We start from the raw sequence: 20,481 nt of genomic DNA on the forward strand, positions 1-20,481 counted from the left end.
CTCCATGGTTCAGGTTCAGTCGGTTTTTGCGCCAATTTCCTGAAACGTCTGCACCAGGGCATCCGGCTCTTGTGCGCCGGAAACAAGGTACTTGTTGTTGATAATAAACGCCGGAACCGCCGTCACCCCGGCCTGTTGGTATCTGGCTTCATCTTCGCGCACGGCATGAGCGTACTGATCGGAATCCAGAACATCTCTGGCTTTTTCCGGATCCAGCCCCATAGCTTCGACGCATTGCACAAGAACGTCGCGGTTGGAAACGTCGTCTGCCCTGCCGAAATAGGCCTCGAACAGCGCCTGTTTCATACCGGTCTGCACACCCTGCTCACCGGCCCATTTAACAAGCCGATGGGCATCAAACGTATTGCAGGTTAATCGCTCCTGCAGTTTCTCGAAGTTGATACCGAGATCCTTCGCAATCGTCATCATCTGACCCTGAGAAGCCTTCATCTCCTCCTCACTCCGCCCATACTTCCGGGCCAGGGCAGGCAGAATCGGCTCTCCTTCCCCGCTGTGATCCGGGTTCAATTCAAACGCGTGCCACTCAACGGTGAACTCATAATCTGGTACCAACTGCGCCATGGCTCGCTCGAGGCGGGCATAGCCAATGGCACACCATGGGCAGGCAATGTCGGAAACGATATCGATCTGTATTTTGTGCATGATGGGTCCTGTCAATTTTTTGAATGGCCTAAAGAAGCAATATTAAACCAGCCGTTATGACGGCGAGCAAAACCGATAAGCCGATCAGGGTCTTCCAGGGAAAGGGTGGCGGAGGCGGTTCTACAGCGAGCTGTTTTTCCAGATAATTTCTCAACAATCGAGTATTGCGGGTATTCGCCTTGTAAATGGCATCGAAGGCATCCCCCACTACCGGCAACAGGCCACCGACAAAATCGATGCCCATATTGCGCAGCATAAGCAGCTTCACATCCTTGCTGGCGCCAGCCCGCTGAGCCTCGACCAACACATAACCGGACAGCAACAGGCCTGCCATGTCTCCAACCACCGGCACCAGGCCGATAACGGCTTCAGCCCCGATCTGGAATTTAGTAAACGGAATACCGATGCTGCTGTCGGTAAAGCGACTGAACTTATCCAGACGTTTGAGTACCGCCTGTTGTTGGGCTTTGGTGGTAATTTTCACTTAACCTCCTTTACCAGCTCAGCGCATTCTACATGAAGCCTTTAGTTGGAGGTTATCAAGAAATAGATTTGTCAGGATTTTCGAGTGATTCACCCTCAAATGGCAAGATAGGTCTGGCGAAGCTGCTCGTCCTCCAGAACCTCACTCGCCAGGCCGTCAAACACGACCTGACCGGACTCCAGAATGACCGCCCGGTCCGCCAGCTTCAGCGCCGCAATCGCGTTTTGCTCGACGATTACGGTGGTCATCCCCAGCGCCTTGATTTCTTTCAGCGTGCGCTCGATTTCCTGCACAATGATTGGCGCCAGCCCTTCGTAGGGCTCGTCCAGCAGCAAAAGCTTGATATTCCGCGCCAGTGCCCGGCCGATCGCCAGCATTTGCTGTTCGCCGCCCGACAAGGTGGTGCCCTCCTGGTTACGCCGTTCTCCCAAGCGTGGAAACAGCTCGAAGATACGATCAATAGACCAGCCAGGAGACGGCGCCAACTGAGCCAACTTCAGGTTTTCCAAAACGCTCAGGCCTGAAATAATACGCCGATCTTCGGGAACCAGAGACAGCCCACTCTGGGCCGCCTGATACGCCTTCATGGTGTGCAGAGGTTGATGATCCAGCCAGATTTCACCATGGGTAACCGCCGGCGAATCTACCCGGGCGATGGCGCGCAGGGTCGAGGTTTTCCCGGCCCCGTTACGTCCAAGCAACGCGAGAATTTCCCCCTCATGGATATTCATCGTCACGCCCTGAACGATGTAACTTTCCCCGTAATAGGCATGCAGATCCCAAACCGAAAAAAAGGCGGGCTCGGACGATGCATGCGTGGCATTCATGTTGGGTTTTTCTTTCATTATGCCCGTAGCCTCATTGTGTCTCTGCGGTGCCCAGATAGGCTTCCTGAACTTTGGGGTGGCCCTTGATGTTAGAGGGATGGTCCTCAACAATCACGTGCCCCTGTGACAGCACGCTGATTCGGTCAGCCAGGCTGAACACAACGTGCATATCATGCTCAATCACTACGAACGTAATGTTGTGGGCCTCATTGATGGATTTCAGCAAATCAATGGTGTTGTTGGTGTCAGCCCGAGCCATACCCGCCGTGGGCTCGTCCAGCAACAGCAATTTGGGCTGCTGAACCAGGCACATAGCCATCTCCAGCCTTCGCTTGTTGCCCCGGGACATGGCAGACGCCAACTGGTGACGTTCATCAACCAACCCCACATCCTGCAGTATTTTCTCGGCTTGCTCACGTATGGCGGTTTCCTTCGCCAGTGACCTGAAGGGCGCGAGGTGAAAGGCACCGTCGCGATGAGCGAAGGCCGGAATCATCACATTTTCCAGAATGCTTAAGTCGGCAAACACCTCCGGTGTCTGAAAAACGCGGCTAATGCCAGCCTGATTGATCTGAAAAGGCTTCAGACCAATCAGGCTGCTATTGTCAAATTTGACCGTGCCACTGTCTGGCAGAAGCTTGCCAATAAAGCAGTTCAGCAACGTGGACTTGCCCGCGCCGTTGGGTCCGATAATGGCATGAACGGTGTTTTGCTGAATCGACAGATTGACATCATCCAGCGCCAGAAGACCGCCAAACCGCTTGTTAACGCCTTTTACTTCGAGTATCCCCACGGCTAAGACTCCCTCGTGTTGACGGAACCGGGCGGCGGTTCCTCTGGCGACTCATCGTCACCCAGAGGACGGGCGACACTCGGAGATGACGTGGTTTTACGGGTCTGCGACAACCGCCTGACGAGATTCATAATCCGGCTGGCCCCCTCCACCAGGCCGCCCGGCAGAAAGATCACCACCAGCATGAAGATCAACCCCAGCGAGATGTGCCAGCCGCTGCCTAAAAATGGCGACACCACGGCGGTAAGAAAATCCGTCACCCCATCAGGCAACGCCGAGAACCAGCCCTCGACCACCGATTCATTGATGCGGCTGAAGATGTTCTCAAAGTACTTGATGATGCCGGCCCCGAGCACCGGTCCAATCAACGTCCCGGCGCCCCCCATAATGGTCATCAGAACCACTTCGCCGGAGGCGGTCCACTGCATGCGATCTGCGCCTGCGAGCGGGTCCATGCACACCAGTAAGGCACCCGCCAGACCCGCATACATGCCGGAGATCACAAACGCCGTCAGTGTGTAGGGCCGCGAATTGAAACCCGTGTAGTTCAGACGGGTCTGATTGCTTTTCACCGCCCGCAGAATCATCCCGAACGGCGACCGGAATATGCGCAACGAGAGGTAGAACATGCCAATCAAAATCAGCGCGCTGATATAAAACCCGACGTTAAACTGCAAATCCATTCCGAGAAATTGCACCACCGCCGTATCTCCCATCTCAAGCCCAAGAAAGGATGGCGATGCCACCTGACTGGTCTCGTTGACGGTATCCAGGATGCGGGGGTCGGTCAGGTCAAGTTGCAGACCGGTTTCGCCATTGGTGATGGGGGTCAGTACCGAGTACGCCAGATTATAAGACATCTGGGCGAACGCCAGGGTCAGGATAGAAAAGTAGATCCCGGACCGCCGCAACGAGATGAAACCAATCAACAACGCGAACAAGCCCGACACCACCACAGCAAAAATGATGGCAGGCACGATGTTGATGCTGAGCAGCTTGAGCATCCAGACCGCAGAATAGCTGCCGACGCCCAAAAACGCCGCGTGACCAAACGACAGATAACCGGTCAGCCCGAACAGAATGTTAAAGCCAATCGCAAAGATGCCGTAAATGGCGAAACGTTGCATCAGGTCAGGGTAACCTGCCCCAAGCGGCGCCATGATCAGCGGCGCGGCAAGCACGAAAATAGTGAACAGGACCATCAGAGTCCTATCGCTGGTACGGAATGTTTTCAGCATGACATCAAGTCTCCATGACGCCTTTGCGCCCCATGAGTCCACGGGGACGGATCAGCAGGATGATGACTGCCACCAAGTAAATAATGACCTGATCGATGGAGAACCCGAATAGGAAGTCCTTCACCTCCGGCATAGACGCGAAACTCTGCAAAATGCCGAGCAGAAAACCTGCCGCCACCGCACCGGTCAGTGACCCCATGCCGCCCACGACCACAACCACAAAACACAGCACCAGAAAATCCATGCCCATGTGGTAGTTCGGCGACAGAATCGGGGTGTACATCACGCCCGCCATACCGGTCACCACGGCGGCCAGACCAAACATCGCCGTAAACCGCTTGTCGATGTCGATGCCCAGCAAACCGACGGTTTCCCGATCAGCCATGCCGGCCCGCACCACCATGCCGAATGTGGTGTAGCGCAAAAAAGCGAAGATACCTCCGATAATGACTCCCGCAAACAGAAAGTAAACCAGCCGCCAGATCGGGTAGATAACAGAGTTCTCCGCCATACCGATCCAGACCCCGACATCAATGGAGCCGACAAACGCGGCCGGTGCCGGCTGGGGAATGGGGTTTGCCCCATAAACCGATTTGATAACCTCCTGCAGCACAATGGCCAACCCGAAGGTCACCAGGATCTGATCGGCGTGAGGTCGTTTATAGAAGTGTTTGATCAGCCCCCTCTCCATCACAATGCCAATGAGCAGCATCACCGGGATGGCAAACAGCAGGGACCAGAACACGGAGTAATCGATCATCGTTGCGCCAAAATCGCCGAACCAGAGTTCAACGTAAGGAACGTGAATTTCCAGTGGTGTGCCCCAGGGGCTCAGCTCGGTCGCGGAAAGCGTGACTCTCTCGAACGATAATAAGTTGTTGAAGGTGACGGTACAGAACGCGCCAATCATGAACAACGCGCCGTGGGCGAAATTCACCACGCCCAGAGTACCAAATATCAGGGTTAGCCCTAATGCGATCAGAGCATAGGCACTGCCTTTATCCAGCCCATTCAGTACTTGCAGAAGGATGGCATCCATCGGTATTTACCTTGTCTGATAACAGGCACCTGAAGTGCAACAGGCATATTCAGATCTGACTGACGGAAGTGCATCAACCCGCGGGGCCGATGCACTTCTTCACAGAGGTAGTAGCCAAGCGCTTTGGTCAGACGCCCGGATTACACTTACCGAGTGAGCCACCCGCGAACATCGGATGGTTGGGTTCGTAAATGACCTGCTCTACAGGCGTGATGTTGACCACTTCCAGCAAGTCGAACTCCGACGTTGGGTTCTCCTTACCGCGAACCACGAGCACATCTTTGAAGCACTGATGGTCGGCGGCGCGATAGAGCGTTTTGCCATTGCCCAGTCCGTCAAACTCAAAGCCTTCAAGCGCCTCTCCGATGGCACACGGGTTAAAGCTGCCCGCGCGCTCTGCGGCATCAGCGTATAGCAGAGTTTGCACATAGCACGTATGTGCTGCCTGTGAAGGGGGCTGGCCGTACTCTTTGCCGTAGGATGCGACAAACGCCTTCGAAGCGTCGTCCTGCAGCGACCAGTGCCAGTTAGTGGATCCGAAAATGCCCTTTACGTTTTTACCGGCACCACGGGCCATGAGGCGGGAATACAGCGGAACAACAATTTCAAATTGCTTACCGTTGACCATTTTCTCGCGCAAACCGAACTGAACCGCGTTGGTCAGTGAATTCACCATGTTGGAGCCATAGTGATTCAGAACCAGAACATCCGCCCCCGAATTGGTGACTGGCGCAATATAAGACGAAAAGTCCGTTGCCGACAGAGGCGTGCGAACGGTATTCACCGTTTCCCACCCGAGCGCCTCAGTCGAGGCAATCATCGACTCCTCCATCGTCCAGCCCCAGGTGTAGTCCGCTGTCAGGTGGTAGGCTTTACGGTCGTTCCCGTAGTGTTGCGACAACACCGGTGCCAGCGCCGCCGCCGACATGTAGGCGTTAAAGAAATGGCGAAAGCCGTTGGCTTTTTTATCTTTGCCAGTCGTGTCGTTGGAATGCGTCAGGCCAGCCATGAAGATGACGCCGGCATCCTGACACAACGACTGCACAGCAACCGCAACCCCGGACGAAGAACCCCCGGTAATCATGATGGCACCGTCTTTTTCAATCATTGCACGGGCAGACGCACGAGCGGCGTCCGATTTGGTTTGAGTGTCGCCAGTCACGTATTCGACCTTGCGGCCGAGAATACCGGTACCTTTGAGCGTTTGTGATGAAAACGTACCCAGCATGCCCCCGTCGCCTTCGCCATTGAGATGCTTGACGGCCAGTTTGTAGGCGCGCAATTCATCGGCACCCTCGTCCGCATAAGGGCCGGATTGAGGAACGTTGAACCCAAGTACTACGCTGCCTTTGCCCGGTTCATTGGTGTACGCACTGGCGGCTCTGGAAAAGATCGTTGGAGCGACAAGTCCAGCACCTAAAACAGCGCTGCCTTGAAGGAACTTTCGGCGGTTCAGATAATAATCAGACATGTGGTTCTCCCGGAATTGTTCTTGTTTTTTAGTCGCTGAACACCCTTGATTACTTTTTGGACAGGCGCGCTCACAACTCTAACTTTCCAGAGGTCAGCCAATTAAGCAATGAAAGTTCATCAAAGTTACAACTAATGTCTAATACTTAGTGCTTGGGGACGGGGGTGAACAACAAAGCGAAGAGGAACGACAACACCCCCAGCTCAAAGCTGGGGGTGTTGCTTTATCGGAGAGGTTGAAAGTCGGCCAAAAGCCCTTCAGCGCACAATCATGACCGACACCTTGGCATGATGCACCACATGCTCGGCGTTGGGGCCCAGCACATAATCCGCGAACTTGAGCTTGTTGTGGGACGCCATGACGATCAGGTCAACCTCGATTTTCTTGGCCGCGTTGATGATCGCCTCCCAGGGTGAGCCATCAACAATGACGCTCTGCGTGCGAACGTCCTCGGGCACGTTCGCGTTGATGAAAGCACGCTGGGCTTTCGCTATCGCCTCACGGGCCTTTTTGGCGAAACCCTTGGGGAAATACGACCCCACAATGGGCATGCTGTAGTCCGGCAGAACCGTGACCAAATGCAACGAAGCGTCGAAACTTCTGCACAGCGCCAAAGCCGTGGGAAGCGCCTTCGACCAGGACGCCTCCTCGTTGAGGTCCACTGGCAACATGATCTTGCTGTACATGGCAATCTCCTTCAGGCAGTGGCGGTAACCGCCGTCGGCTCACGACGTCGACGCTGCATCACCACGATCAGTCCGAATATCAGGAAGGCGGGAATCCACATCAGTTCCTTGGTCCAGCGGTCGACAGGCGCCAGCACCTCGATGATTTCCTGGTCAAAGTCGAAGCCAAGATCCGCCGCCTGGCTGCCATAGGCCACCATGTCAACGATCGCGGTATCACCCTTGATCAACAGCTCCATGCCCAGGTTATCGAGCCGCTCCTGCCCGGTCTCACCATCCGGCACTGGCAGGGTCATGTAGGTCGTCATACGATCGCCGTAGGCATCGCGACCTGCAATCTGCAAGCGCAGGGTGGAGTCTGCATCGGCATCACCCAGGGCCTCCACAAATTGCGCAGGCGGCATGGACTCATAGGGGTCATGAATCATATCCATCCAGAACCCGGGCCGGAACAGCGTGAACGCAATCAGTAGCAACATGGCGGATTCGTACCAGCGGTTGCGGGTGATCATGTAGCCCTGAGTCCCCGCGGCGAAGATCAGCATGGCGATGGTCGACACCACGAAAATCAGGATGCCCTGAAGGAAGGTTACATTGATCAGCAACAGATCGGTATTGAAGATGAACAGGAACGGCAGCGCCGCGGTACGAAGGCTGTAGTAGAAAGCCTGAAAACCCGTCCGGATGGGATCGCCCCCGGAAACCGCAGCCGCCGCAAAGGACGCCAGCCCCACCGGCGGCGTAACGTCCGCCATGATGCCGAAGTAGAACACAAACAAGTGCACCGCGATCAACGGCACCAACAAGCCGTTCTCTGCCCCCAGTTGAACAATAACCGGTGCCAGCAACGCCGAGACCACGATGTAGTTCGCCGTCGTGGGCAGGCCCATACCAAGAATCAGGCTGAGCACCGCGGTAAGCAACAGGATCAGCAGCAAGTTCCCCATCGCGAGGATTTCTACCACCTCGGCCAGCACCAATCCCACCCCGGTCTGCGACACAGCGCCGACGATGATGCCAGCAGTGGCTGTCGCGATGCCGATGCCGATCATGTTGCGGGCGCCGGTAACCAGGCCAACCCACAGATCCATGGCGCCTTCGCGCAGGTCTGCGCGCATGTCACTGCGCCCGCGGAAGATCGAGGTAATGGGGCGCTGGGTAAGAATGATGAAAATCATGAACACCGTGGCCCAAAAGGCCGACAGCCCTGGCGACAAACGTTCCACCATCAAACACCAAACCAGCACAACCACCGGCAAGATGTATTGCAGGCCTACCAGAACCGTGGGCCTGGTTTGCGGCAGCGAATAAATCGGTTGATTGGGATCATCCATCTCGAGCTCAGGGTAACCGGCTGCCAGCTTGAGCAACGCGATGTAGATCACTGCCAGCGCAACGGCGATCACCCAGGGCGTCGCATCGCCAAGAATCGGTTTGAGCCAACCGAGGCCGTAATAAACGGCCAGAGCCACAACCATAATGAGCAGAAGCCCACCGAGAAAGCCGATCACCTTATTCAACATCGGCTTGGCCGGATTGGCGCTTTCAAGACCCTGCATGTTGGCCTTGAGAGCCTCAAGGTGAACGATATAAACCAACGCGATATAGGAAATCAGCGCTGGCAGGAAGGCATGTTTAATAACATCGACGTAGGAAATACCCACATACTCGACCATCAGGAAGGCGGCCGCGCCCATAACCGGCGGCATGATCTGACCGTTGACCGACGACGCAACCTCAACGGCACCGGCCTTTTCGGCGGAAAAGCCGACGCGTTTCATCATAGGAATGGTGAAGGTGCCCGTGGTAACCACGTTGGCAATCGATGAGCCGGAAATCAGACCGGTCATAGCAGACGCCACCACGGCAGCTTTGGCCGGCCCACCCCGGTAGTGGCCAAGCAGCGAGAAAGCCACCTTGATGAAGTAGTTACCCGCCCCTGCCTTGTCGAGCAGGGCACCGAACAACACAAACAGGAACACAAAACTGGTTGAAACCCCCAGCGCGATACCAAAAACACCTTGGGTCGTTAACCATTGGTGATTGATCAGACCATAAAGACTGACCCCGCCATGGGAGAGAATACCGGGCATCCAGGGACCGGCAAGGCTGTAAATCAGAAAAACCAACGCCACGACCATCAACGGTGGCCCAAGCGCTCGGCGAGTCGCCTCAAGCAGCAACACAATACCCACCACACCGATGATCACGTCCTGCGTTAGCGGCGCACCGGGGCGTTGGGCCAGTTGCTCGTAGAACATGAACATGTAGGCGCCACAAAAGGCGGCCATTGTGGCCAGCACCCAATCCTGGATGGGAATGCGATCACGGGGCGAACGCTTGAATGCCGGGTAAGCCATATAAGCGAGGAAAAGCGCGAAAGCCAAGTGAATAGAGCGGGCTTCTGTGGCGTTGAACACGCCAAAACCCACCATAAAAGGCAACGGTGACGCGATCCACAATTGAAAGAGCGACCATGCAGCCGCAATACTCACCAAAAGTTTTCCGGGCATGCCTGCTGGTTTGCGGGCCCCAGAATCACTGGAGGCTACCATGTCCTCCAAATCGGCACTCGAGTCTCGAGGTTTTGTCGTATCGTCAGCCATACTCAGCCCTATTCGCCGTCGATCAGGTTATTGTTGATATTATTGCGCTAAAAAACGACACCGCAAACGCGATGCGCGGATACTTGTAAGCATCCGCGCATCATTCACTTGGTTGTAACGTTCATCAACACCAGATCACTCAATCCAACCGCGCTCGCGATAGTAGCGGGCGGCACCCTTATGCAGTGGCGCTGAAAGCCCCTGAGTGGCCATATCCTCGGCAACCAGGTTCTCGAAGGCCGGGTGCAGGCGCTTGAAGCGATCAAAATTGTCGAAAACCGCCTTGACCGTCTGGTAAATAACTTCTTCATCGGCCTTGGCCGTGGTCACGAAAGTCGCCGCCACGCCGAAGGTCTCAACATCGTCCGGGTTCCCCTTGTACAAGCCACCGGGAATGACCGATGCACTGTAGTATGGGTACTCGCTGACGATTCCTTGAATGTCCTTATCATTCAACGGAATAAGGCGAGCATCAACGGTTGTGGTCGCTTCCTGAATCGAACCGTTGGGGTGCCCAACGACATAGACCATTGCATCGATGTTGTTATCAGAGAGCGCCGAAGCTTGCTCAGCGGCATCCAACTGGGAAGCCAGAGAGAACGTATCCATGGTCCAGCCCTTGGCGTCCATCACCACTTGCATGGTGTTGCGCTGTCCAGAGCCGGGGTTACCGATGTTTACGCGCTTACCCTTGAGGTCATCCAGAGTTTCGATGCCGGAATCAGCACGGGCCAGCAAGGTCAACGGCTCGCCATGGACCCTGAACACAGCTCGCAGATCCTTAAAGGCGTCGCCTTCAAAGTTGCCGGTGCCGTTGTAAGCCTGGTATTGAACATCAGACTGAGCAACGCCCATATCCAGTTCGCCAGACTTGATGCCATTAATGTTGGCAACTGAACCACCGGTGGACGGCGCATTACACTTGATATTGGCATCGTCCAGACGGTTCACCAGACGACAGATCGACTGACCGACGACATAGTAAACGCCTGTCTGTCCACCGGTGCCGATGGTAATAAACTGCTCTTTGTCTTGCGCGATCGCCGGAGAGGCGAACATGGCAACACTCAGCAGGGTGCCGGTGAATGCGGCGGATAAAGCATGGCGTTTCATAAATACACCTCAATAATTGTTATTTTGGTCAAGAGAAGGCGGCAAGAGCTGCATCCGGCAGATTTACCGACAGTTTGACCTCTCTTACAACTTTAGCGAAAAAATTCACTGGCGGAAAAACGCCTGTTTGACGAGGTGTTTTTTCCTTAATTCCAGTTTAGACAGGACCTACGTTAAGTAAAGGTTGATTTTCAGATCCTGACACTCAGAGGCCCCACTGCCCCGGGCAGGCGCATGACTCAATCACGCATCATAGCCAGGCCGAAGCCGGCCGCTATCCTGGAGACAACCGACCACCAGGTCAAGATTCATTGCCAATATATGGCCGAAAAGACGCCGTTCACTGCACCGGCGATTCTGCGCCGCTGACCCTCCATATTATGTTGCCCACATCGTCCGCCACTAAAAGCCCTCCCCGCTTGTCGATGGCAACGCCAACCGGTCGACCCTGGGCTTCGTCGTCTTCATTGACAAACCCGGTGAGTATATCAACCGGTTGCCCATTAGGTTTCCCATCTGCAAAGGGAACAAAGATGACTTTATAGCCGCTGCGAGGTTTGCGGTTCCAGGACCCGTGCTGACCCACAAACATACCCTTTTGGAATTGCTCAGGTAAGGTATTGCCCTCGGCGGCGGCCAGCCCCAACGACGCGGTGTGCGGCCCGAGGGCGTAGTCTGGCTTGATGGCCTGCGCTACTTTTTCCGGTTGCTGCGGCTTTACCCGTTCATCCACGTTCTGACCATAATAACTAAAGGGCCAACCGTAAAAACCACCCTCTGTCACCGAGGTCATGTAATCAGGCACCAGATCATTGCCGAGCAGATCACGCTCATTGACGGCGACCCAGAGCTTGCCGCTTTCCGGCTGCCATGCCATACCCACCGGGTTGCGCAGGCCAGTGGCAAACTCCCGGTGCTGACCGGTGTCCGGGTCAATTTCCCAAATGGACGCGCGGCCTTTCTCCTGCTCAAGACCGTTATCGCCAACATTACTGTTGGAGCCCACACCAACGTATAGCGTGTCGCCATCCGGGCTGGCAATCAGGCTCTTGGTCCAGTGATAATTGATTTTTCCAGCGGGCAGATCGGTCACCTTGACGCCTTCGGCAGTGATACGAGTCTGCCCCTGCTCGTATGGAAAGCGCATGACGGCATCCGTGTTGGCAACGTAAAGGTTGTTACCGATCAGCGCCATGCCAAAGGGAGAGTTCAGGTTTTTCAATAACGTCGAGCGTTTGTCGGCTACGCCGTCACCATCACTGTCCCGCAGCAGGGTAATCCGGTCTGCGCTGGGAACCGTGGCACCGGCCTCCTCCATGATCATTCCCTGGATCCAGGCACGAAGGCCGCCGCCACTGTCTGGCCTCGGCTGCGCGTTGGTTTCAGCGACCAGCACGTCACCATTAGGCAGCACGTAAAGCCAGCGAGGGTGCTTGAGATCGTCTGCGAAGGCGACCACCTGAGTGCCTGCAACGGCATCCGGTTTTCCGCCTGTGGGCCAGCCGATCGCTGTGGCAATATTGACGGTAGGAATCAAAGATTCGTCCGGGCCGGGTAACGTCGGGTTTGGGCCGGTTCCCTCAGCAACGGAAAGCTGAGCGACGGTCCCACAGGCAGTCAGTGTGAGTGTCAGACCTATGGGTAATAACAGATAACGCGGGGTCATAATCGTGAGCTCCAGGACCAAAACAACTCAAGCCTAAGCCGATTTCGCTGCAATTGCTTTCTCTGCGCGAAAAAATCTTCATTCAGCGAGTCAACGCTGGCATAAAAGTGTTAAATATTTTGACACCGAGATAACATCGCACTCTATCTGACGTGAGAAATACCCAAACTCTGTATCAGGATTAATCGATGACAGGCACAACCGATAGCGACCAGCCACACACAGGCCAGGCCCGGAAGTTTCTGCAATTCTCCTACCGGGTTTTACGCAATTTTCTGCGCAATCACGGGGTATTGCTGGCAGGTGGCGTTGGTTATAACGTGCTGTTGTCGGCCGTGCCGATGCTCGCCCTGCTGGCAGTATTACTGACTCACGTGGTGAACGAAGACCAATTGCTGGAAGTTATGGCAGTACAGGCACAGCATTTTGCTCCGGCTCATGTCAGCCTGTTGCTGGATGCCGTTAAGGCTTTTATGGCATCCAGGGACATCATCGGCATTGTCGGCCTCCCGGTAATGCTGTTCTTCAGTTCGTTCGCTTTCAGCATGCTGGAAGGTTCCATTGCTATCATCTTCCACCGACCGGACACCCCGCGTCGCAGCTTTTGGGTGTCTGCCGTGCTGCCGTATGGTTTCATTCTGATACTGGGCGCGGGGCTGTTAGCCCTGACTTTGCTGTTCAGCCTGATCAACGCGTTTTACGACGCCCCGGGGTTAATTCTGTACCTGATCAGTTTCGTGGGTGTGTTTATTCTGTTCAGCGCCATCTACAAGGTTTTACCCATTGTGCGCATCTCTCCTCGCAGAGCCCTGGTGGGCGGACTGGTTGCAGCCACGCTTTGGGAAGCTACCCGTTTGCTGCTGATGTACTACTTCATCAATATATCCTTCGTTAATGTCATATATGGCTCCTTGGCCACCATCATTGTGATATTAATCAGCCTGGAAATTGCGTCCATTATCCTGTTGATCGGCGCCCAGGTCATTGCGGAGCTGGAGCGGAGCGAACAGCTGGGCCTGCCCTGGTATGTCTCCCCGGACTGATACCGGCGATGGCGTCCAAGTAGTACTTGCAGTCTCACCAACCAAAAGGCGCTGCACAGCATCTGAAACACCAATGTCATATTGATGAAGCATTCTGAACAGATCTCAACCATCTGTCTTGAATAGGCTTTTCTCATAATGTCTCGAGCCACACGAACGCCTGTCACATTGTTCAGACTTGTTTTAGCCGCCACTCTTTCACTATCAACTCAAGCCTATGAGTTGGAAATTCACGGCTCCAATACCATTGGCGCAACCCTGGCGCCGATGCTGGTGACCGGCTTTTTGGAGGAAAAAAGCGATAATCCGATCTCATCAAAGGGCACGGGCGAGGCAAACGAAAACGTCATTTTCACACGAATTGGAAACCGCACAACCGATGTATTAGTCGCGGCCCACGGCTCCAGTACCGGCTTCAAGACACTTTCGGCGGGCAATGCAGACATTTGGGCATCATCACGCCCGGTAAAGCCTGAAGAAGCGGAACAGCTTCGAGGCCAGGCTGACCTGACGGCCCTGGAGAACGAACACGTGATTGCCATCGATGGTCTGGCGATACTGGTTCACCCATCCAACCCCATCAACCAGATGAGCATCGACACCCTGGGCAAGATATTTTCGGGGCAGATTCAGAACTGGTCTGAGCTTGGTGGCGCGGACCGTGCCATTCGGCTATACGCCAGAGACAACCGTTCAGGCACCTGGGATACCTTCAAATCCCTGATACTGGGTAAAACTTACACACTGAATGACACGGCGCAGCGCTACGAATCCAACGATCAGCTTTCCGACGACGTCAGCCAGGATCCCAGCGGGATCGGATTTTCGGGCCTCGCCTCAGTACGCAACAGCAAACTGCTGGCAATTTCAGAGGGCAACGCGCCGGCACTTCTCCCCAACCAACTGACCGTGGCCAGCGAAGACTACCCGCTCTCTCGGCGCCTGTTCATGTACACGATCGGAGAACAGACACCGCCTCTGGCTGCCGGCTTGATCGAGTTTGCTCTTGGCCCGAAAGGCCAGACTCTGGTTGCGGAGTCCGGATTTATTTCCCAGAATCTCATCGCCATCAAACCGACGCTGGACGATTCCGCTCCGGATACCTTTCGTCGACTGATCGAAAATTACCAACGGCTGACCGTCAACTTCCGATTTTCCGAAGGGCGCACAAAACTCGACAACAAGGCACAGCGGGATTTGCAAAGGCTGCAACGTTACCTTGAAGAAGAGAACCAATCGGCTGGAGATCTTTTGTTGATCGGATTTGCAGACATGCAGAGCCACGAACTGCGGGCGCAGATGATCTCTGAACTGCGGGCATTGTCAGTTCGCAAAGCACTGCAACAATCAGGTGTCCCAGACGTAGCCTACACAGGATACGGGCAATACATGCCTGTTGGCGGCAGCGGCAACCAACGCAATGGCCGAGTGGAGATCTGGATCAGATCCCGCTAGCGCGCCAGACCTGCTTCACTCCCCGCTCAGCCCCCTGTTATAGTCAGACCTCCAACACTGACTCTCGAACACTAATACCGGAGCGCGACATGACGCAGACTATGGAGCTGGACGAAGTAGCTGCACCGAACGCCGCCGCCACACTTGCGGTGCTCTCCGGTACGGAAGAAACCGTCGGCGAACTGATGACACCGGTAACCGCCACGCTACCGGACAGCAATACCGTCGCCGAGGCGCTGACGTTCATGGTAAAGAGCACGGACGTTTCCGAGATCAGCTACATCTTCGTGACTCAACATGACCGCCTGGTTGGTGTGGTGGGTATGCGCGACCTGGTTCTCGCCAAACCCTCCGAGGCGTTGTCCAGCATCATGACGCGCGAGCCCTTCGCCTTTCAGCAAGACACAAAAGTGGAAGACGCGGTCAGCGAGGTGCTTTATCGCCACTACCGGATGTACCCGGTGGTGGACGAACAGCAGCACGTGGTGGGTGAGGTGCGCGGCTGGAAACTGTATGAACGCATTGCCTCGGAACTGAGCGCACAGGCCGGCTCACAGTATGGCGTGGCAAAAGAAGAGCAGATTAACACGCCGGTACTTGCTGCCTTTCGCATGCGTCACCCCTGGCTGCAAGTAAATTTGCTCACCGCTTTTGCCGCCGCCTTCGTGGTCGGCATGTTTGAGAGCACAATAACCCAGATCGTCGCCCTGGCCGCCTTCTTGCCGGTACTGGCCGGGCAAAGTGGCAATACCGGCTGCCAGGCACTGGCGATCACCCTGCGAGGCATTACCCTGGGGCAAATAAACGATTACCCGATCAGACAATTGCTGCGTAAGGAAATTCTGCTGGGCGCGCTCAATGGCGCCGCCGTAGGCGTAATCGCGGGCATCGCCATGTACGCCTACGCCGTGTCCACCGATTCCGCCAACCCCGCCATGCTTGGTCTTGTCATCTTTATCGCCATGATCGGCGCCTGCATGGGCAGCGGCATTTTCGGGGTGGCTGTACCGTTGCTGCTCAAGCGTTTTGGTGCCGACCCGGCCACCGCAAGCAGCATCTTTCTAACCACCTTCACCGACATCATCGGCATGGGTCTGATGCTGTTCCTGGCCACCTCACTGGTGCTATAACCGGACTGAATGCGAAGAAACACATGACGCTGTTTGAAATTATCGCCATCTTGCTGAGCCTCTCCGCGTTGTTCAGCTATATCAATGCCAAGTTTATTGGCTTGCCCACCAGTATCGCCGTGATGGCATTTTCGCTGGCATTTTCGCTGGCTCTGGTGGGTGTCAGCCATTTGGGCGGACAGGATCTGACCCACTGGGCAGAGCAACTGATTGGGCAGGTTGATCTGGGTGAAACATTACTGAACGGCATGTTGAGCTTTTTATTGTTTGCCGGCGCCCTGCACGTAAACCTCGACGATCTGGCCGACCAGAAATGGCTGGTGGCGCTGCTGGCGACCCTGGGTGTTGTGGTCACCACATTTTTAGTGGGATGCGCAATGTGGCTCGCGTTGGGCTGGCTCACGATTCCACTGCCGTTCATCTACTGCCTGCTCTTCGGCGCTGTGGTTGCCCCCACCGACCCGGTCGCGGTACTGGCCATTCTTAAATCGGTAGACACCCCAAAATCACTGTCGACCAAAATTGCGGGCGAATCCCTGTTCAATGACGGCGTCGCTGTGGTCGTATTTGTCGCCATTCTGCGCATTGCAGAGGGTGATACCGACGCGACGCTCCCGGGCATCGGCCTGCTGTTTCTGGAGGAAGCGGGGGGTGGATTGACGTTAGGCTTTTTACTGGGATGGGTGGGGTATCGGCTACTGCGTGGGCTTGACAATTATCAGGTCGAAATTCTGGTGACCATTGCGCTGGTGGCGGGCGGCTACGCACTTGCCAGCCGACTGCATATGTCCGGTCCTTTGGCGGTGGTAGTCGCGGGGCTGATGATCGGCAATCATGGTCGGCGGTATGCAATGTCAAAAACGACCGAGCGAAATCTGGATACGTTCTGGGAATTAATCGACGAAGTACTGAACGCCGTTCTGTTTTTGCTGATAGGCCTTGAAGTTCTGATCGTCACCTTTGCGTTGCCGGTACTGCTAGCCGGGCTTGCCGCGATTCCGCTGGTGCTGCTGGCGCGCCTGATAGCGGTGGGTTTACCGGTGATGGCGTTAAAACCGTTTCAGGAACACACCTCACGTTCCATTTTGGCGTTAACCTGGGGTGGCCTGAAAGGCGGCATCTCCGTTGCGCTGGCACTGGCACTGCCCGCCGGGCCGGAGAGGGATCTGATTCTGCCCATGGCTTATGTGGTGGTGGTGTTTTCCATCCTGTTCCAGGGTTTGACGGTAAAGCGATTTTTGGGGAGCGCGGCTTAGCAGAACGGGCCGCGCCTGCGTGCCCACCGGGCCAGGATTACCGCAACGAGAGATCCTTTGTGTTTCGGTTTTCCGCACTTTTATTTTGCTTAAATCGTCCCAATATACAAAGAACCTCGACGACACCCCGCAGGATGTATCAATGAACGCGATTCTCAAACAGTTTCTTTTTGTTTCAAGCATCTATCTGTTAGCACCGACCGCTGGCGCTTTGAGCCTGAATGACATGATGCCCGGCGCGACACAAGCCCTCTCATCCGCAACCGAAGTCAATGGCGATGCCCGGCAATTGGTCGGTCAACTCGAGGGTCAACTGGGCATCACCAAAACTCAGGCGGTTGGTGGCACAGGCGCATTGTTACAACTGGCGAAAAATCAGCTTGGCACTGACACTATGGGCGCGGTCGCAAGCAAAGCGTCGGGATTGTCAGGCCTTTTGGGCGGCAACAGCGGTCTGAGCGAAAGCCTGCTCTCTAATGTTTCGTCCATGGGCGGAGTTCAGTCAGCCTTTTCGGCGCTGGGTATGGACAGCTCCATGATCCAGCAATTTGTGCCGATTATAATGGGCTTCCTGGGAGATCAAGGCGTTGGCTCCTCGTTGCTGGGGCAACTGCAAGGCCTTTGGGCGCCTGCCGGCTGAAACACTTGATTGCGGCCAGCTTCCTTGGCTTCGTAAAGTGCATTATCGGCTTGCAGTATCAGTAACTCGGGTGACAGTTCCCTCGTCGGAACCAGGCTACATACGCCTGCACTGATGGTGATCTCCTGCGCCACATCTGAGAATTCATGGACAATGCCAAGCGCCTGAATGGCAACACGGCAGGCCTCAGCGACCGCAGCAGCATCCTGGGTATCGGGCAATATCAGAGCAAACTCCTCACCGCCATAACGCGCGACCAGATCGGTCGGTCGCCGCACCACCTGTTCCAATACTTGCGCAACCTGTTTCAGACACTGATCACCGCCCGGGTGACCATAAGCATCATTAAATGCCTTAAAGTAATCAACATCCAGCATGACCATCGAAATCGGCTGACTCTGGCGTAAAGCCCTCAACCACTCCTGCTCAAGATAAAGATCAAAATGGCGGCGATTGGCGAGCCCGGTCAACGAATCGGTCAGGGACATTCTCTCCAGCTCGTGCTTGGCAGTGTTCAGTTCCGCATTCTGCCGCAGGCTTCGCACTGCAAAGAACACTAACAAGGTGATAAAGAAAAAGCCGAATCCAATAACAAGGGAAGGCAGGTATCCGCGCCTGGCACTCACAAACGTCTTCCCGGGCATGGCCTGAATCACCCAATGTCGGCCCGCGATGGGCGCAAGGGGTACTTCGTGGATCAGGCTTCTCAGCCAGCGCTCATCGCTGGAGCGGCCAGTGCTGTATATCACATCCGGGTCCGCCTCAGTGCGATCCACAACCTGAATCAGGATGTTGCTGTCGATGGCCGTCGGAATCGACTGATTCACCAGTTCGCCGACTCGAAATACGCCGTTCAAGAAACCATAATGGCGCATCTCGCGGTCCTTCGGTGTGGTATCGGAGGCACCGCGGTACAAGGGCGCAAAAACCAGCAAGCCTTTCTGGTGGTTCCGCTCTTGCACCAGTTCGATGGCAGCCGTCGCGACCATTCGCCCGGTCGTTCTCGCGGTCAACAGGGCCGTCCTCCGCTTATTCTCGCTCGACAAATCAAAACCCATAGCAGGCCGATTATCCGCTATAGGCTCAATGAACTGCACAGGAACGAGCCAAGGCGGCTCTTTCGACGGCACAGCGCCCGCCGTCGCCGACTCCTCAGTTAACACAAACCCGGGATACCAACTCTGCTGCCGTTGCTCAAACCCGGTCCGATCCTCCTGTTTGACAACCGGAGCCCAGGCAAGCGCCTTGATAGCCGGAGTGCGTTCAAGTATCGGCCGAGTCAGCCTGCCAAAAAGCTCTGCATTCATCTCCGGCATCATGCCCACAGAGGTCTTCAAAGCGAACAGGATTTCAAGGTTCAGCAGCACTTCACGTTCAAAGGCGGTCGTAAGCTGGGTAACATCCGCACGAAACTCTTGAGTAATGCTTTCGGTTTCCTCCAGGTACAAGCCACGGCTGAGGGCGGCACAAAACCCCAACCCAACCAGCGCCAGCAGAATCACCATTAATGAGGGATGCTGCTTCATAGCATTCGAGTCGCTATTTGAGTCTCGATTTGGGTCACTATTCGCGCCACGAGTTGAGTTACAAAAGGCGCGAGCTCATTCTCTGTTGTATTCAAAAAATGGATCCCCATTCCCTTGTAAATTCGGCGGGCAGGCCCGATGTTGCGGCCCATTAGCTCGCCAGCGCGGCCCGTACTTTTTTGCTCAAATAGCCCATCTCGACCCGGCCCAGTACCTGGGGACGCAGCTCGTTCATCACACGTCCCATGTCCTGCATCCCCTGGGCGTCGGTTGAGCGGATTGCTCCACGAATCAGGCCGCCCAGCTCATCCTCAGCGAGGGCGGCGGGCATGAATTCCTCAACAATCACCATTTCCGCCCGTTCCCTGTCGCCCAACTCCTCGCGGCCGGCAGCATCGTATTGACTGGCGGAATCGCGGCGCTGCTTGAGCATTTTGTCCAGCACCTTCAAAACGTCCTCGTCATTCAGGTCGCGGCGCTCATCAATCTCGATCTGTTTGATGGCAGCCTGCGCCATGCGCAAAGTGACAAGCCGGATTTTATCCCTGCTCCGCATCGCGTTTTTTACCGCGTTGCTCAATTGTTCCTTAAGTGATGATTCCGCCATTGTCTGACTCCTGCTATTGGGGGTTAAGGGAACCTATTTCGAATTGAGAGAGGCGCTAGATTTAACGGAAAACCGGCACAGGTTCAATTACCAAATCGAGTAGGAGGCGGGATTACTCCCGCCGTCCTCTCACACCACCGTACGTACGGTTCCGTATACGGCGGTTCATGGTCGGCGCTGAAGCCGTAATACTGTATCAAGCAACGACACGAGTCCCCATTGGTCAAAGACCTTCTTC

The 20,481-nt window shown here is 55.4% G+C and carries 18 protein-coding genes; 5 read left to right on the forward strand and 13 right to left on the reverse strand.

Features of this window, described 5'->3' with window-relative positions; translation table 11 throughout:
- Positions 1 to 15 precede the first annotated feature (15 nt).
- From ENI00_RS14815 to ENI00_RS14865, 11 genes are all read right to left on the reverse strand, one after another.
- Positions 16 to 663 (reverse strand): DsbA family oxidoreductase, encoded by a 648-nt coding sequence (locus ENI00_RS14815; RefSeq protein ID WP_304104075.1) that lies wholly within the window; start codon positions 661 to 663, stop codon positions 16 to 18.
- A 28-nt stretch (positions 664 to 691) separates the two neighbouring features.
- Positions 692 to 1,147, reverse strand: a complete 456-nt coding sequence (locus tag ENI00_RS14820) for a DUF4112 domain-containing protein (protein WP_304104077.1) — start codon at positions 1,145 to 1,147, stop codon at positions 692 to 694.
- 95 nt (positions 1,148 to 1,242) lie between these two features.
- Positions 1,243 to 1,974 (reverse strand): ABC transporter ATP-binding protein, encoded by a 732-nt coding sequence (locus ENI00_RS14825; RefSeq protein WP_304104079.1) that lies wholly within the window; start codon positions 1,972 to 1,974, stop codon positions 1,243 to 1,245.
- Positions 1,975 to 2,005: 31 nt separating this feature from the next.
- Positions 2,006 to 2,767 carry an ABC transporter ATP-binding protein gene (locus ENI00_RS14830; protein ID WP_304104081.1) on the reverse strand — a complete coding sequence of 254 codons (762 nt, stop codon included), beginning with the start codon at positions 2,765 to 2,767 and terminating at the stop codon, positions 2,006 to 2,008.
- Between the two features lie 2 nt (positions 2,768 to 2,769).
- Positions 2,770 to 4,005 (reverse strand): branched-chain amino acid ABC transporter permease, encoded by a 1,236-nt coding sequence (locus tag ENI00_RS14835; RefSeq protein WP_304104083.1) that lies wholly within the window; start codon positions 4,003 to 4,005, stop codon positions 2,770 to 2,772.
- A gap of 4 nt (positions 4,006 to 4,009) precedes the next feature.
- Entirely contained in the window at positions 4,010 to 5,044 is a 1,035-nt protein-coding gene (locus ENI00_RS14840) for a branched-chain amino acid ABC transporter permease (RefSeq protein ID WP_304104085.1), read from the reverse strand.
- A gap of 127 nt (positions 5,045 to 5,171) precedes the next feature.
- Positions 5,172 to 6,515 (reverse strand): substrate-binding protein, encoded by a 1,344-nt coding sequence (locus tag ENI00_RS14845; RefSeq protein ID WP_304104086.1) that lies wholly within the window; start codon positions 6,513 to 6,515, stop codon positions 5,172 to 5,174.
- A 257-nt stretch (positions 6,516 to 6,772) separates the two neighbouring features.
- Entirely contained in the window at positions 6,773 to 7,201 is a 429-nt protein-coding gene (locus tag ENI00_RS14850) for a universal stress protein (protein WP_304104088.1), read from the reverse strand.
- 11 nt (positions 7,202 to 7,212) lie between these two features.
- Entirely contained in the window at positions 7,213 to 9,807 is a 2,595-nt protein-coding gene (locus ENI00_RS14855) for a TRAP transporter permease (RefSeq protein ID WP_304104090.1), read from the reverse strand.
- 135 nt (positions 9,808 to 9,942) lie between these two features.
- Entirely contained in the window at positions 9,943 to 10,920 is a 978-nt protein-coding gene (locus ENI00_RS14860; RefSeq protein WP_304104091.1) for a TAXI family TRAP transporter solute-binding subunit, read from the reverse strand.
- Between the two features lie 340 nt (positions 10,921 to 11,260).
- Entirely contained in the window at positions 11,261 to 12,586 is a 1,326-nt protein-coding gene (locus tag ENI00_RS14865) for a PQQ-dependent sugar dehydrogenase (RefSeq protein ID WP_304104093.1), read from the reverse strand.
- Positions 12,587 to 12,774: 188 nt separating this feature from the next.
- On the opposite strand from ENI00_RS14865, the gene ENI00_RS14870 reads away from it, so the two are divergent.
- The 5 genes from ENI00_RS14870 to ENI00_RS14890 all read left to right on the forward strand — a co-directional run bounded on the left by ENI00_RS14870 (position 12,775) and on the right by ENI00_RS14890 (position 18,110).
- Complete coding sequence (locus ENI00_RS14870) at positions 12,775 to 13,629, forward strand: YihY/virulence factor BrkB family protein (protein ID WP_304104096.1); 855 nt, start codon at positions 12,775 to 12,777, stop codon at positions 13,627 to 13,629.
- Between the two features lie 138 nt (positions 13,630 to 13,767).
- Positions 13,768 to 15,084 carry a substrate-binding domain-containing protein gene (locus ENI00_RS14875; RefSeq protein WP_304104098.1) on the forward strand — a complete coding sequence of 439 codons (1,317 nt, stop codon included), beginning with the start codon at positions 13,768 to 13,770 and terminating at the stop codon, positions 15,082 to 15,084.
- An 89-nt stretch (positions 15,085 to 15,173) separates the two neighbouring features.
- Positions 15,174 to 16,214: a magnesium transporter gene (locus ENI00_RS14880; RefSeq protein ID WP_304104100.1), complete on the forward strand. Its 1,041-nt coding sequence runs from the start codon at positions 15,174 to 15,176 to the stop codon at positions 16,212 to 16,214.
- A 23-nt stretch (positions 16,215 to 16,237) separates the two neighbouring features.
- Positions 16,238 to 17,470, forward strand: a complete 1,233-nt coding sequence (locus tag ENI00_RS14885) for a cation:proton antiporter (RefSeq protein ID WP_304104102.1) — start codon at positions 16,238 to 16,240, stop codon at positions 17,468 to 17,470.
- A gap of 142 nt (positions 17,471 to 17,612) precedes the next feature.
- A complete protein-coding gene (locus tag ENI00_RS14890) occupies positions 17,613 to 18,110 on the forward strand; it encodes a DUF2780 domain-containing protein (RefSeq protein WP_304104104.1) in 498 nt (165 codons plus the stop codon).
- Here ENI00_RS14890 and ENI00_RS14895 read toward each other — a convergent pair.
- Entirely contained in the window at positions 18,050 to 19,636 is a 1,587-nt protein-coding gene (locus tag ENI00_RS14895) for a diguanylate cyclase domain-containing protein (RefSeq protein WP_304104106.1), read from the reverse strand. The genes ENI00_RS14890 and ENI00_RS14895 overlap by 61 nt on opposite strands.
- A 151-nt stretch (positions 19,637 to 19,787) precedes the next feature.
- Positions 19,788 to 20,243 (reverse strand): GatB/YqeY domain-containing protein, encoded by a 456-nt coding sequence (locus ENI00_RS14900; protein ID WP_304104108.1) that lies wholly within the window; start codon positions 20,241 to 20,243, stop codon positions 19,788 to 19,790.
- Positions 20,244 to 20,481 lie beyond the last annotated feature (238 nt).

It is taken from the genome of Marinobacter antarcticus (assembly GCF_011049865.1).
In the GTDB taxonomy this organism is placed as follows: domain Bacteria; phylum Pseudomonadota; class Gammaproteobacteria; order Pseudomonadales; family Oleiphilaceae; genus Marinobacter; species Marinobacter antarcticus_A.

Coding starts and splice junctions, on each gene's coding strand:
- ENI00_RS14860 (WP_304104091.1), bottom strand. CDS start 10,920: ATGAAACGCCATGCTTTATCCGCCGCATTCACCGGCACCCTGCTGAGT.
- ENI00_RS14880 (WP_304104100.1), top strand. CDS start 15,174: ATGACGCAGACTATGGAGCTGGACGAAGTAGCTGCACCGAACGCCGCC.
- ENI00_RS14845 (WP_304104086.1), bottom strand. CDS start 6,515: ATGTCTGATTATTATCTGAACCGCCGAAAGTTCCTTCAAGGCAGCGCT.
- ENI00_RS14835 (WP_304104083.1), bottom strand. CDS start 4,005: ATGCTGAAAACATTCCGTACCAGCGATAGGACTCTGATGGTCCTGTTC.
- ENI00_RS14855 (WP_304104090.1), bottom strand. CDS start 9,807: ATGGCTGACGATACGACAAAACCTCGAGACTCGAGTGCCGATTTGGAG.
- ENI00_RS14825 (WP_304104079.1), bottom strand. CDS start 1,974: ATGAATGCCACGCATGCATCGTCCGAGCCCGCCTTTTTTTCGGTTTGG.
- ENI00_RS14870 (WP_304104096.1), top strand. CDS start 12,775: ATGACAGGCACAACCGATAGCGACCAGCCACACACAGGCCAGGCCCGG.
- ENI00_RS14815 (WP_304104075.1), bottom strand. CDS start 663: ATGCACAAAATACAGATCGATATCGTTTCCGACATTGCCTGCCCATGG.
- ENI00_RS14850 (WP_304104088.1), bottom strand. CDS start 7,201: ATGTACAGCAAGATCATGTTGCCAGTGGACCTCAACGAGGAGGCGTCC.
- ENI00_RS14900 (WP_304104108.1), bottom strand. CDS start 20,243: ATGGCGGAATCATCACTTAAGGAACAATTGAGCAACGCGGTAAAAAAC.
- ENI00_RS14885 (WP_304104102.1), top strand. CDS start 16,238: ATGACGCTGTTTGAAATTATCGCCATCTTGCTGAGCCTCTCCGCGTTG.
- ENI00_RS14865 (WP_304104093.1), bottom strand. CDS start 12,586: ATGACCCCGCGTTATCTGTTATTACCCATAGGTCTGACACTCACACTG.
- ENI00_RS14895 (WP_304104106.1), bottom strand. CDS start 19,636: ATGAAGCAGCATCCCTCATTAATGGTGATTCTGCTGGCGCTGGTTGGG.
- ENI00_RS14840 (WP_304104085.1), bottom strand. CDS start 5,044: ATGGATGCCATCCTTCTGCAAGTACTGAATGGGCTGGATAAAGGCAGT.
- ENI00_RS14890 (WP_304104104.1), top strand. CDS start 17,613: ATGAACGCGATTCTCAAACAGTTTCTTTTTGTTTCAAGCATCTATCTG.
- ENI00_RS14875 (WP_304104098.1), top strand. CDS start 13,768: ATGTCTCGAGCCACACGAACGCCTGTCACATTGTTCAGACTTGTTTTA.